At 40.4% G+C, this 12,746-nt stretch carries 13 protein-coding genes; 10 read left to right on the top strand and 3 right to left on the bottom strand.

Annotated features, from left to right (window positions below; genetic code table 11):
• Positions 1-60: 60 nt before the first annotated feature.
• From A7985_RS06275 to A7985_RS06265, 3 genes are all read right to left on the bottom strand, one after another.
• The gene (locus A7985_RS06275) at positions 61-1,803 is read right to left on the bottom strand and encodes a carbamoyltransferase family protein (RefSeq protein WP_065789560.1); all 1,743 of its coding nucleotides are present in this window, start codon (positions 1,801-1,803) and stop codon (positions 61-63) included.
• 84 nt (positions 1,804-1,887) lie between these two features.
• Complete coding sequence (gene fabD, locus A7985_RS06270; RefSeq protein WP_065789559.1) at positions 1,888-3,003, bottom strand: ACP S-malonyltransferase; 1,116 nt, start codon at positions 3,001-3,003, stop codon at positions 1,888-1,890.
• Between the two features lie 14 nt (positions 3,004-3,017).
• Positions 3,018-4,505, bottom strand: a complete 1,488-nt coding sequence (locus A7985_RS06265; protein WP_065789558.1) for a PfaD family polyunsaturated fatty acid/polyketide biosynthesis protein — start codon at positions 4,503-4,505, stop codon at positions 3,018-3,020.
• Positions 4,506-4,705: 200 nt separating this feature from the next.
• Between A7985_RS06265 and A7985_RS06260 the strand changes: the two genes are divergently transcribed.
• The 10 genes from A7985_RS06260 to A7985_RS06215 all read left to right on the top strand — a co-directional run bounded on the left by A7985_RS06260 (position 4,706) and on the right by A7985_RS06215 (position 12,155).
• The gene (locus A7985_RS06260; RefSeq protein WP_065789557.1) at positions 4,706-5,101 is read left to right on the top strand and encodes a M23 family metallopeptidase; all 396 of its coding nucleotides are present in this window, start codon (positions 4,706-4,708) and stop codon (positions 5,099-5,101) included.
• 309 nt (positions 5,102-5,410) lie between these two features.
• Positions 5,411-5,734 (top strand): hypothetical protein, encoded by a 324-nt coding sequence (locus A7985_RS06255; RefSeq protein WP_065789556.1) that lies wholly within the window; start codon positions 5,411-5,413, stop codon positions 5,732-5,734.
• A 375-nt stretch (positions 5,735-6,109) separates the two neighbouring features.
• Positions 6,110-6,796 (top strand): helix-turn-helix domain-containing protein, encoded by a 687-nt coding sequence (locus A7985_RS06250; RefSeq protein WP_065789555.1) that lies wholly within the window; start codon positions 6,110-6,112, stop codon positions 6,794-6,796.
• A gap of 185 nt (positions 6,797-6,981) precedes the next feature.
• A complete protein-coding gene (locus tag A7985_RS06245) occupies positions 6,982-7,971 on the top strand; it encodes a questin oxidase family protein (protein WP_065789554.1) in 990 nt (329 codons plus the stop codon).
• A 232-nt stretch (positions 7,972-8,203) separates the two neighbouring features.
• A complete protein-coding gene (locus A7985_RS06240; protein ID WP_065789553.1) occupies positions 8,204-8,638 on the top strand; it encodes a DUF4177 domain-containing protein in 435 nt (144 codons plus the stop codon).
• A gap of 267 nt (positions 8,639-8,905) precedes the next feature.
• Complete coding sequence (locus tag A7985_RS06235; RefSeq protein WP_065789552.1) at positions 8,906-9,487, top strand: hypothetical protein; 582 nt, start codon at positions 8,906-8,908, stop codon at positions 9,485-9,487.
• A 96-nt stretch (positions 9,488-9,583) separates the two neighbouring features.
• Positions 9,584-9,775 carry a hypothetical protein gene (locus A7985_RS26400; protein WP_176716691.1) on the top strand — a complete coding sequence of 64 codons (192 nt, stop codon included), beginning with the start codon at positions 9,584-9,586 and terminating at the stop codon, positions 9,773-9,775.
• Between the two features lie 48 nt (positions 9,776-9,823).
• Positions 9,824-10,036 carry a hypothetical protein gene (locus tag A7985_RS06230; RefSeq protein ID WP_141685272.1) on the top strand — a complete coding sequence of 71 codons (213 nt, stop codon included), beginning with the start codon at positions 9,824-9,826 and terminating at the stop codon, positions 10,034-10,036.
• Between the two features lie 1,125 nt (positions 10,037-11,161).
• The gene (locus tag A7985_RS06220; protein ID WP_065789549.1) at positions 11,162-11,530 is read left to right on the top strand and encodes a hypothetical protein; all 369 of its coding nucleotides are present in this window, start codon (positions 11,162-11,164) and stop codon (positions 11,528-11,530) included.
• Positions 11,531-11,789: 259 nt separating this feature from the next.
• Complete coding sequence (locus A7985_RS06215; RefSeq protein WP_065789548.1) at positions 11,790-12,155, top strand: hypothetical protein; 366 nt, start codon at positions 11,790-11,792, stop codon at positions 12,153-12,155.
• Positions 12,156-12,746 lie beyond the last annotated feature (591 nt).

Genomic DNA, 12,746 nt, shown 5'->3' with positions numbered 1-12,746 from the left:
ATAATGTCACCACCACCTTGGCGGTCGCCCTAAATCGACCTTGATTTAGGGCTATTGCCGCTAGCTTTTCTCGTAGATGGTATTGTTGATCACCAATACGTCGATGCCTGACATCAAAAAGACCGCAAGCATGTCTTCAACGGAGTGCACAATGGGCTTACCCATGATGTTGAAGCTAGTGTTAAGTAATACAGGGACACCGGTGATCTCTTTAAAGCTGCTTATCAGGTTGTAGTAAGGCTCGTTCCACTCTTTTTTCACCGATTGCAAACGACCTGTGTTATCAACGTGCACAACCGCAGGAACCTTATCGCGAACGGCTTCTTTAAAGACCAAAGTACGCTCCATGTAAGGAGACTCTTGATAGTTTTCAAAGTACTCATCGCCGTGCTCGTGCAAGATTGACGGTGCAAAAGGTCTGAATTCTTCACGGAATTTAACGCGCGCGTTGATGGTGTCTTTCATGTCTGGTAAACATGGATTTGCAAGGATTGAGCGGTTACCCAAAGAGCGAGGGCCAAACTCGGCGCGACCTTGTGCCCAACCAATGATTTTACCGTCGGCTAAAAACTCAGCGGTTTTTTGGTAAACGTCATCGCCATAATCGGTGGCTTTTAAGTGGCCGTATTGCGCTAACTTTTGCAGTGACTTTTCTTTGACTGTGGAGCCAGTATAAGGAGATTGCACGGTTTTATTTGGTTGCCAGCTAGGGTTATCTTGCTGATAGCTTAAAAGTGCAGCGCCAATGGCATTGCCATCATCTGCAGGGGCTGAAGGCACAAAGATGTTTTCAAATTTAGAGCGTGCTAACGCGGTTCCCATAAATGATGAGTTCAGTGCACAGCCACCTGAAATTGTGAGGTTTTTAGACGGTGCATACTCATAGGCTGCATCGATCAAATCCATAAAGATCTCGCCAAACACCAACTGTCCTGTGTAAGCGAAGTCCTTAAAACGCTCAACCGACTCACCGGGTTCTCTTGCCATACTTTTGATTTCTTTCATGATGGCATTAAGGTTTTTAGGTACGAAAAAATTACCATTTTTTACCTGAAGCGATGAGCGCAGTAAGTCATAGACTTTCTGATCTTTTTTACCATAAGGCGCTAAACCCATGACCTTCCACTCTTCACCTTTAAGCGGGTCAAAACCGAGGTTTTCACAGATGATGGTGTAGAACAAACCTAGGCTTTTAAAGGAGCGTTTTACCTTAATTGGCGCGGGCTTGATTTTGCCGTCTTTATAGGTGTAATAAGCAATACTGCTTTTTTCGCCCATACCATCTACCACAATACAAGCTGCATCGTCATACGGGCTATTGAAACAGGCATTGGCAGCGTGCGTTAAGTGGTGGTCGTGATAGCGCACATCGGTCGGTTTTTTTGTACGATAGTTACCGACGATAAAATTCCGACAACCCGCTTCAAAAAACCGAGACAAGGTTCTGCCAGCCGCTGCCTGAGAAGCTCTGGCGAAATAGAACTGATCTTTGATATCTCGTGTGTTGACGTCAATGTTGAAAGAAAACGTTTCTAAAATACTGAGGACCACATTCTCGAGAATATTAGTGCTTTTTTCGCGCCCTTTGCTCCAAGTTTTGGCAATAACTAACTCGGTGCAATCAGCGCAGTGAGTTTTTAGTACTTCTTCTATGTAATAAGGGTTGTCTGGCAAGCAGTATAAACCGCGTTTGTAGCCCAAAAAGCGCTCTGCATCTTCAGCGAAAATGAGTTCGCCTTTTTCGTTTACGATTGCAATAGCAGGGTCGTGAAATGAGGTTGCTAAGCCAATATAATATTTCATCGCTGTGATCCAAAAGTGTTGTTAATGTTTATTCTGTTGGTGGCCTGACTATGTTCGAAGCCAATGTATTTATTCATAATTGTGTTAAGCCTCAGTCGTTTTTCTAACGACTTGTGGCAGTGGGCTTAATTCAGATAAGTGAAAGTATCCGCCGTAATCGTGCAAATAAATTGTAGGGCGGTGGCCAAACGATAAAGTGGCTTGAGCGCGCGTTGAACAGATCTTTCCTGTTTTATTGAGTTTGACCTCGGTGCCAATGGGGTAGGTGGTATTCCACGTATCTATTTGCTGTTGTGGCGTCAAAGAAGTCTGGGCTGTGTCGGTTGGCTTATGAGCGCCGATGTGAAGAGTGGCATCGCGATGACTTGTGATGCTATCGACAAGCTTAGTGAGTACTTTTTTGGGCCCAAGTTCCTCAAATGCCATCTCGCCCTGAGCGAGCAAGAACTCAATACTTTGTGTCCACCTGACTGGTTGCGTTAATTGTTCAATTAGACAATGGGCAATCTCTTTTTCCGTAACAGGTTTTGCCGTGACGTTGGCTATCACGGGGGTTTGTAATGAAGAGAAATCAAAATCAGCAATGTACTGGGCAAATTCCTGTTGTGCGGGTGCCATGTAACGAGAGTGAAACGCACCACTGGTGTTAAGCTTGATAAAGCGCCCACCTAGTTGCTCGATACTGTGCTGACTGCGATTTATGTCATCAACAAGCCCTGAAATGACGATTTGCTCTGGTGAATTTAAATTTGCAATGTCGATACCCACCAAATTATGCGCTTGCAAGCAAGTGCGCAGATTCAGTTCGTCAACATTCAACACCGCTGCCATGGCGCCAGATGCCGCTTGGCTCATCAACTCACCACGTTTTTTAACAAGCTTTAAACCGGTTTCAAAACTCATGGCGCCTGCGGCGAACAGTGCCGTGTATTCTCCTAAACTGTGACCTGCAAAGTAATCAACAGGAGAAGCATCATGTTTTTGTTGCTGTAAATAGGCGAGGGCACTTACTACATACAGCGCGGGCTGTGTGAACAGAGTATTATTGAGCTGTTTTTTTGGATCTGCCAAGCAAAGCTCTGTCACTGAATAGCCGAGTATGTCATTTGCCAGCTCAACGTGTTGTGTAAATTCAACAAAGAGCTTTTTACCCATACCAACATATTGAGATCCTTGTCCCGGAAATATGTAAGTTTTCATATGGCCTCAGTTTATTATCCTGCCACGTGGCTCAAGGTGATGAGCTGTTGTGTTTGTTTACTTAACAATGCTGCGGTGTCTTGCATCAGTTTTTCTGCAATTTGGTCCACATGGCGGTTTTGCCATGGTTCTAACTCCGTGCCTTTAACCCACTGATTAAACGCGCCAAGAGCAGGTCCGGTATGTACTTGAAAATTAACTCTAGCGTGCTCTGAGCCAGTAAAAGCCAGTTTCATGCTTTGTGCAAAATACCAACGAAATACGCGTGCCATTTTGTATTTTTCGTCATGTTCGGCTCGTTCAATATCTTGTGAGCGATTTGAGTTCAACAAGTACTGTTTTGTTTGCGTCCAAACATCTTCAAAAGATGCATTGAAATATTTGTCTTGTAGCTGCGTTTGTATTTTTTCGGGCAGGGAATGTAGCGAATCATATTGCTGATAGAGCTGGTAAAGCTTGTTTGCGCGTGCCGCAAAAAATACACCTTTTTTAAGAACTTGTACTTTTGCACCAGACTCAAACATATCGCCTGCAGGGGCGTAATCGGTATCTTGTACATTGATGTCTTGCAACATGTGCTTTACTAGGTCTGAAGTTCCGGCTTCAACGGTGCATTGGTTAATAGAGCCTGTGAGAATAAAGTCTGCACCCATCACAAAGGCGGCGGCTGCAGAATTGGGTGTGCCAATACCCCCACCAAGGCCGACTCTAGGCTTATGAGCAAAGTCATGTTCAAGTACTTTTTGGTCGCGCAGGGTTTGAATCGCTGGCAGTAACACCGCGGGTTGTCCTCTGTCTGTATGCCCGCCGGAGTCCGCTTCAACACAAATGTCATCGCACATAAAGATGGACTGACTGAGCTCAACTTGCTCGGGGGTAATCTTACCGAGGGCAAAAAGTTGCTGAACGAGGTGCATGGGTGCGGGGCTTAAGAATTGATTAGCTACCTCTGGGCGAGAGAGTTTGGCGATGACTTTGTTTTTGGTGCGCACCGCACCATGTTGGTCTTTATATATGCCTTGCAAACGATATAAAACAAGCGCAGGGGTGATGCGAATAAAAGCGGCTGCTTCTATGCAACGAATACTGTAATGGAGATAAAGCTCAATTAGCGCTATTTCTGAATCTGGCGAGTCCAAATTGGCGACTAAGTTTACGCCATAAGCTTGGTCCTCTTTGAGCGCGTCCTGAATGCAAATGATATCTTGCTCAATGTCATTTAAGCTTCTGCCTCCAGTGCCTAAAAAGCCCATCAATCCTGCATTTGCTAGCGCAATCACTAATTCTTTTGATGCAATACCGCGGTACATTCCGCCGGCTAAATAAGCATACTTGATGCAATAGTCTTTACGAAATTCAGCGCTTCCCAAGCTAGAAGGTGAAATAGCAGGTATTTCAATCTTTTCGGGTTTTTTACTACTTTTAGCGTTTTTTTTGTTATTTTTTTGTTCACAAACAGAGTTTATGGGTATAGGTTTTTCCCCATTTTGAGTTTGCTGCATATAAATTCCGAGCTGGTTCACCGTATTCTTAGCACATAGTGATACATAATTATGAAAGCAAAATGGAGGGATAAATTGATTTTATATCAGACAAGATTACTAGTTTGTATTTTGAGCAAATGGATATTCAGCACTTTTTAAGGAGTTTTAGTATTTAATCTACTTTTAAAGGCTGGTTAGTTGCTAACTTAATACTTTTCATGCAATTACCACAATTGCTCTGCTCGCTTTTTATTGCGCATAGCAAAGTAATTATTTTTAAGGAGAGAAAGTTGACGTACTTCAAACGAATTCTTTTTGGTCTGTTCATAGTGATTTTATTAGGTACGTTGGTGCCAGAAAAAATACAAATACCTGTTACAGGTGCATCTACACACGATTGGAATCAAGAAACGTTTTGGTATGAATCTTGGGGAAGTTCCCGCGTGCACAAGGGAATTGATATTTTTGGAAAGGTTGGTACTACGGTTATCTCAGCCGGAGACGGTTTTGTAATTTTTAAGGGGGATGTCGAAAAAGGTGGGAATGCAGTGGCAGTGCTTGGTCCAAAATGGCGCATTCATTACTATGCACATATGAGGCGTCATTATTTCTAGTGTTGTGCCAAACTGTGAGATAGGTACAGTACTCCTGAACACTTGATTTAATTTCGCTTTACAGACTAGAGCAGCAATGTAGGCTTACTCCGTTGTTTTAAGCGCTCGTTTTTATAAAATTTAGAGTCAGTTCTCCTTTGCTTACTAAAGCGGAAGGTACTTTCTACGGAAATATTGCGTATCACTTGGAGCTTCAATGGCAAATACCCTAAATATTCTGGTAGGCGTGATAGGTGGGGAACTAGAATTATTAAATATTGTTTTGCCTCGCATTCTCTGTACATGTGTAAAGACTTAAGAAAGGCCGATATGAATAAAAGTTTATCTGATGCACTGTTTCGCTCTTTAGGGACACACGCTCTTAAGGAGCTATCAATTTCGCTGCATCAAATTCAGATTGTTGTAGCGCCATGGGACGATCTGCAAAATGAGGCCATTGCCTTATTTGAAAATGTGAACATCATTTATGTTGAAAGTCATGACACAGATGCAACATCAAACCTCAATCTTCCATGGGACATCATTCGTCTCGACTCGATAGAAAAGACCGGGGCTATTTGGGAGTTCGGCTTGTGTTGTGCTGAATTGACCTTAGGTTTTACTGCGTCAATGCCAACAATAACTTTTAGGTAACCCAAAAGTCCCTATTTGCCACTACTTACAATTTGGTGTAAGCCTCAATATTAAGTGATGACTGTTATGTTCATAGCATAAAAGGTCGGTTAGCAAGCTTGTCATTGAATACTCATTTTTGTCTGAGCTATACCTTCGAGTAAAACACATCAATAATCTCATTTTGAATTACTCAGACTATGTATGCGCCAAGAAAATATTGAAATAGGAGCATGATTAGAACTCCATTCATCATGACCTATTGGTCTTCTAACATATTGATTAATATAGTTTGTCGTGTAGTGTCGTAGAAATGGCGTAGTATAAAGCTATCAAAGTACACAAAGCCGCACATAATGCACCTCAGTTACTTTCGGAGCTTAAAAGGAGTTTGATTTGTACCTATCAACAAATAAATTAAAAACATTGCGCAGTGAAAATGGTTGGTCTCAAGAAGTATTAGCTCGTTCCACGGGATTATCCGTAAGGACAATTCAGCGTATAGAGGCTGAAGGTAAAGCATCGGCAGAATCGACACTGGCGTTGGCTTCCGTTTTTAATTTGTCACCTCAGGCATTGAAAGCAACTTCAAATGAAATTGAAGTAAATTGGACGAGGAGAATGATTATGAAAAACCTACTGGCGTTGCTGCTCATATCTGGCGCAATTGTAATGCTGATTATTCTGGGGGCGAGTGTAAAAAATTACATAGACGTGGTATCTGGAATATTTTTAATTTTATTCTTGTATTCAGCGACTATCGTAACATTTGGAAGCAGTGGCTTTATCAAGTCCTTGTGTGGTCTTAAATACCTGTTTACAGAAGAAATGAATGGAGGTTCTCAAGCGAAACATCTAAGTGAGGTATATGAGAGCCAAATAAAGTTTTTATATGGAGGAGCTTTGGTTGGTATGATCGCTGGGGCAATTGCGATATTTGGAAATATAGATAACTATGAGAACTTTGCGCTATTACGTGCGTTAGCAGTAAATTTAGTCGTTTTATTTTATGCAGCAATACTGAGTGAGTGCGTGTTTCGACCTTTGAGCATCAAGCTCAAAACGTGCGATATTAGTGAGTAGCTCTAAAGCGAGTTATGTTTTATAAACTATACGACAAAAGGTAGTGCGGGTTTGGGCCTGAATTACCAGCTTACTTACATACATGTTGAAGGCTAATTTCACAGGCTTCCTTGACGAAGGGTATCTCGAAGTTTTACTTTTTATCAAGTATTTTGGTTGAGTTTTAACAAGTAGTTAGGAGCAACATGGACGAATCAAATACTCTAAATTCGCTTTTGGAAAAAGTGGCGGTATATCATCCCTTATATGGAGGAGGATTGGCGACGCACCTGCCAATGGTGCTTATTGCGTTGTCAAAATTGAAAGCGCCAGATGAGATACTTTTGAAGGCTTTTGATAACGGTTTGGATGAGCTTGAGCTAACAGACAATCTTGATAAAGTAAATGTGGTTGAGGGCGTTGAAAGTGAATTAGGGAATAGTGGAAGCTATCTGAGTTATTTAAAGTATTACCAAAGAGAACTGGCTGAAAATGGCGTTAATACCGTACTCGAAAAGACCTTGCCGAGTTTAATATCAGGTATCGCCGCGTCAGCATTTCATGGATTAATAAGGCTAGCTTATGCTGTTGAAGCAAATAACCAAAGTGAAATGGCGATTGCGCTTGCTTTTTGGAGCTCTGAATATCAGCCCTTTAAATTATCTGACAAGACAACAGAGGAAAGTTGTGAAGATATCCTTGCGCGATTATCTAAATATGGTGAGAACTTCCGTTTTTCGCCTGGCATTATAGTCGACCGAATGGATGAAATAGCCGGGCTGCTACAGCGTCTAGACTCAGAGATTCAACCCGCGTTCATAGATCTTTCGACAATACGACAGTTTGCTATAAAGTCGTATTACTTACAGGACGATTTTACACTACTACACACGGTAACTGGGTGCCATGCATTTTCTATTATCTTACCTTTTATTGATGACGTAGAGTGTGCTTTACGGTCTTTTTGGAAGGCGATAGTTGTTGCATATTTGAGCACTGGTCTCGCGTATAAAGGTGAAAAAATAATAATACCGTGCAAAGAGGTCTGTTTTGATTTAGTGAGGGACAATGCCTGTTTATCGAACGATTCACATGTTATCAAACTCGTTTATAGCTGTTTGAGAGAATATCAGTTATCCGGTGACTCATTATACTATTTAGCCGCGCATCGAGCTGTATTTCATGAGCACAAATAAGGTATGCATAACCCGCCAAGTTAAGCCTTTATCGTAAACGACTATTTTTGGCTTGCTAAATTGCATTCGCTACTCACGCCAGTACCAAGAAAGTTAATTGAAACCACTTTGAAAATTGCTGATGTCGTATTAGTGCCGTATAGTTGTCGTTGATTCTGCGTATAAACTTCGTAAAAAAACAATAAAAATAATAGATTATGTAACTTCATCATCAACATGGCTGTTTAATAAAATGAAAATAAATGCTGAACTAGTAAAAGAGTTGAGACACAAACATGCTTGGTCTCAAGAAGAGTTAGCCATATCAACGGGCCTTAACTTGAGAACGATTCAAAGAATTGAACGAGAAGGCTCAGCTTCGTTACAGTCAAGAAAAGCGTTAGCGTCTGCATTTGATATTGCAATTGAATCGCTTGACTTCAAGGAGGTGAGCATGGTCAAGAAATACGAATTTAAATCGATAGAAATTGAATCGAAAGATGGCTTTTTAAGTGGGATAGCAAAGGCTAAGTTACCTAACTTTACCGATATTCTCAATCACGAAGGGCAGCAAGGGTGGTCTTTGGTGCAAATCTTAACGCCAGATCTTGCGCAAGGTGTATGGTCTGGCAAAAGTGGAAGGTTTATCATCATAATGCAAAAAGAAATAATAGACGAGAGTGTATGAAATACTGCTTAACTTGATTGAGTTGGTAGATAGGAAATCTCACAGGTGTTTAAACAGGAGTGTTATGTCCAAAAACTTTCTTTCTTGTCAGCATTTTTGGTCAGCCAAGCTGTATTTGAAATACCACATTGTCAATTTTGCCGACTCCTATAGCTCTCTATTACAGAGTGAGTTTTGAAGTGATATGTTATGGTAATTCAAACGCTAAGATTAATTCGCTGAAATGTATTTGCGTGTTAGAGTCGTGTTATGGATAAAGGAGGTTCTATGTACAAGTATATTTTGTTCGTTTTAATTTTTTTAAATGGATGCACCACAAGCTTATGGGCACCAAATTACAAAAAAGAAAGCCTTAATGGTTTTTATGTCAAAAGTGACACCCGCGAACTTTTTGTCACAACCACAAAAACAGCTTACTTACTCGGCATTGATCAACAATTTGGCAATGCGCTTCAATTATCGAGAAAAATTGAGTTTATGCCTAAGTTTGAAGATTTTAAACTCAATGATAAAAATGAAGTGAGCGGCTATGTAACGCTGACACTAAAAGAAGAGTTTCCACCTGAGTCGCTTGCTGCTGAGCTAGCATCTTTAGGTTTTGAACCAGATATCTATTCCAAAAGGTTACAATTGACACGTAAAGTAACAGGGAAGCGTTACACCATAGAAGGTGAGATACCCCTCGAGAAGTTAGAGAAAGAATATACCATAATGGTGGCTCAGCCTCGAACATTTACAGAAACTGCAGGAAAAATTATTGCGACACCAGCAACCATAACAATAGACGCGGTTGTTACTGTGCCCGCAGTGTTTTTTGCAGCAACGGTAATGGCTGCTGGCTCACCCTAAGTGACCATGAACAAGAGGACTTGTTTGGTTGCTTGTTTTATAAGTGTGGAGCTACTTTCATAACCTGTTTAGACATGTTTCCTCAGATGGGTAAATATGGTGGTAAACGCACGAAGTGTCGCAATGAATCACCTCTATGACGTATTTACTGTTTATCCAAAATGTGTGCCTTTTTCATGTACTTTCTGCCATTCTGAAGCATGGCAGATAGCACTCGCGCACATGTCGTTATCTGATATAGGCGCTAGTGACGGTTACACTCTGGTTACCGAAGTCGCAGATCATTGATCTAGCAGAGAGGCCTTTTGCCACTTTCTACCCAGAATGCTTGAATTGATGGGCAAGCCGCATTTTGTAGATACACTTGCACCGGAGTTAATGTTAGAAAAGCTGGCTTCTATGGGCTTTTCGAGCTGGCACCGAAATGAACAAGACGCTGTAAATCGGATTCTTGAGATTTTAACACTAGAAATTCCCTTTGAGTGTGATGAAGATAGAGCTGAATGGAAAGCCGCTTTGGCTTTACTCAATGTAGCTGAGTCATTTTAACATCTAATAGAGTGGCTATTTACCAGTTGTTATATGCTAGGGAATTTCAATCAAAAAGCGTGCCTTTATGGCTTCGCCAATCAATAAACAGTTTCAAGCAGCGATAAAAGTTGTAAAATGGTACTGAAATTACGAATGGGTCGTCTAAAGCTTGGCTGACGCCCATTCAATGCTAGTGCTAGCCAAGCGTAATACGCCTCATACTGCGTCGTTGTAGAGTAAATTCAAACATGATCAAATTCATAGAAACCACACCGTGGTGGTTCATTATCATCCTATATATCACCACAATTGTTCTGGGAGGTTTTATAGGTGCTCCTTTGATGGCATCGCTCTACAATTTGCCTACGCTTTCAGAAGTTCAGCAGCTTTTTGTTTTAACTGCCCTTATTAAATTTCATTACTTATTCCCAATACTTGTCGTAGCAACGTGTGGACTAAAGTTTGTTCGAAATAAAAACAATAAAACACTCACAAAGGTGTTTATGTTAGGTTCGATAATCCTTACTCCAAGCATTTTTTATGCTACGCAGGCCGCGGCGATATATAACTATACCGGTGCTTAATTAATCAGATTGAGACGGCCCAGAATGTGTTAACTGGGTCGGCTAGAAGCTCCACCGTGTCAGGGCCTCAAAGAAACACGTCAAAATTACCGAGGTATCTCTGCAAGGCCTTGTTATATCCATTGATATAAAAAGTAACTTTATGTCACACAAAGATGGAATTTAATCCACTGTATATGAAGGTTTTATAAGCCCAGACTTAGTTGGAAAGGGGAGACCTGTTGTACAAACATAGTAGTGTCATAGGGCTGCTAAGGTACTTGCAAAGTTAGACAAACGTACTGGTATTTAAATTGCTATCAAATTGGCTAACCCTCTTATATAAAAGTGTTATATTTTAAAGTATCTGGCTGATGTGATTGAGCGAGAATGTTTTTTGCTTAATTTTTACTCATATTTAACTTGAATTTAAATTTGAAGTTTTATTCACTGGCTTATTAATTTAACTCTCAATATTTTTAATATAAACAGCCATAAGGCTATCGAAACGTATTGGCTTTCATTGTATTATTTATTATTATTCGACACATAAAAAATAAACTCTTTCGAGGGATAATTAATGAAGTTAAAAATGTTATTTGTATTATTGCTGCTAGTGGTGAGTAGTCATGCTTTAGCCAATGCAAATAGATTCGACCTGATAGGTGAAATAGGTGAAATCAGATATCATGAAGCCTCAAATACGTTAGCACCTTCTTGGAAAAAGCATACTTGGTTTACTTTGAAAGCAGATCCGGGGCAGCCAAAACCAAGTTGTTACATTCATGGGGGCGGTTACTCAATTACGATTCCTGATGGCAATGACACAGCAATTTCGATGGTGCTTGCAGCCAAGATGGCAAGTAAAAGAGTTAGAATTACGTTTGACGACACGGTAGACTTTCCAAGCCCCTCTTATTGCAAAGTACAGTACATAACCATACTGTAATTGATGTAGATACTATTGAGAGTCAGGCAGCCACTCTTTTGCTTTTGGGATATAACCTGTTGTGTAGGTCATCACCGTATAGAGATACATGCTTGTTGAGCTGACTCTTTATCTGCAATATTAAGGAATGTGTTGGCGTCGAAAACCTTCTTCGTCCTTGAGGATATTAAACCTTTACAGGGCGTCGTAAAGTTATCCAATTATAGTAATTTAGAGGCATGCAAAATGTGTCTTTAGCGGGGCGTGTTACTGAAACACCATGAGAAAATCAGATAAGAAATTAGAGAAAAACATTGTTTCAGCTTTAACTGAAGCATGTGAAGACGCACTAGAAGCGTATGAAGGGTTTCAGTGGTTAACCCATATAGTCAACTATCAACATTTTCCAGAGAGTTTATCAATCGTCTGTGTTTTCAATAATAAAGAGCACCTACAAAAAGCCTTAGATGACAATAAAGGCGAGCAGCTGAAGGGAACAATTGAAAAAAAATTATTGACCTTTGATATCAAAGTAAAGGGTATCAAAAAGCGTATTTTATTTGATACTGAAGAGGCTTGTGAAGCTGAAAATGACGGTAACTGGAGCAAAAGATTTGAAAGCTTCAAAAGTGCTCGACATGTATAAAGACCGCTTCGAAAAACGCCTTTCACTGCCCAAGTGGAGTCTGTACTGGGCCCAATTCAATTAAGTTAGGCAACGCCTAACCCAGCTTTAATAAATCCCCATGTTATATGAACGAGTCCAATATCAATTGGATTTTACAGTTTTTACAAGGTTTGCAAAGTAGGCGAGTATCAAGCTATAGGCTGAATAAAAGAGCGCTTAGGGTTAGAGGGCTGAAGATGAGGTATTGTAAGCCGGGTACTTTAGTTCTTGAAGATTAACGATGGCCATAGGTGCAGAGTGAGTTATCAAGGCGATAAAAAGCAAGGTGTGTTCACATCATTGATTATTTTACAGTTATAAGTCTTATTTCCTAACAACAATCTAGTGCTTAATACATTCATAGTTTACTGATTTTCCTAAGTTTTTAACTAATTTAATCATTTTTGAATAGTTATAAGTGTGAGAATGGCAAATCAGTATTCTACTTTTCGGCGCGTTTATTTGATATTTACGTTTAATAATGAATGAGTTAGAGGTTGATTGATAACAATAATCTGACATTGATGCCTTTTAAGTTCTTGTTTATTTATGTAGTCTAGACGGGTTTTT

Source organism: Pseudoalteromonas luteoviolacea (assembly GCF_001696455.1).
GTDB lineage: Bacteria > Pseudomonadota > Gammaproteobacteria > Enterobacterales > Alteromonadaceae > Pseudoalteromonas > Pseudoalteromonas luteoviolacea_C.
This window is presented reverse-complemented; position numbering and strand designations above follow the sequence as displayed.

Bases quoted from the DNA above. Each gene is read 5' to 3' on its own strand.
- A7985_RS06275 (WP_065789560.1), bottom strand. From the start codon at position 1,803: ATGAAATATTATATTGGCTTAGCAACCTCATTTCACGACCCTGCTATT.
- fabD (WP_065789559.1), bottom strand. From the start codon at position 3,003: ATGAAAACTTACATATTTCCGGGACAAGGATCTCAATATGTTGGTATG.
- A7985_RS06265 (WP_065789558.1), bottom strand. From the start codon at position 4,505: ATGCAGCAAACTCAAAATGGGGAAAAACCTATACCCATAAACTCTGTT.
- A7985_RS06260 (WP_065789557.1), top strand. From the start codon at position 4,706: ATGCAATTACCACAATTGCTCTGCTCGCTTTTTATTGCGCATAGCAAA.
- A7985_RS06255 (WP_065789556.1), top strand. From the start codon at position 5,411: ATGAATAAAAGTTTATCTGATGCACTGTTTCGCTCTTTAGGGACACAC.
- A7985_RS06245 (WP_065789554.1), top strand. From the start codon at position 6,982: ATGGACGAATCAAATACTCTAAATTCGCTTTTGGAAAAAGTGGCGGTA.
- A7985_RS06240 (WP_065789553.1), top strand. From the start codon at position 8,204: ATGAAAATAAATGCTGAACTAGTAAAAGAGTTGAGACACAAACATGCT.
- A7985_RS06235 (WP_065789552.1), top strand. From the start codon at position 8,906: ATGTACAAGTATATTTTGTTCGTTTTAATTTTTTTAAATGGATGCACC.
- A7985_RS26400 (WP_176716691.1), top strand. From the start codon at position 9,584: ATGGTGGTAAACGCACGAAGTGTCGCAATGAATCACCTCTATGACGTA.
- A7985_RS06230 (WP_141685272.1), top strand. From the start codon at position 9,824: ATGGGCAAGCCGCATTTTGTAGATACACTTGCACCGGAGTTAATGTTA.
- A7985_RS06220 (WP_065789549.1), top strand. From the start codon at position 11,162: ATGAAGTTAAAAATGTTATTTGTATTATTGCTGCTAGTGGTGAGTAGT.
- A7985_RS06215 (WP_065789548.1), top strand. From the start codon at position 11,790: ATGAGAAAATCAGATAAGAAATTAGAGAAAAACATTGTTTCAGCTTTA.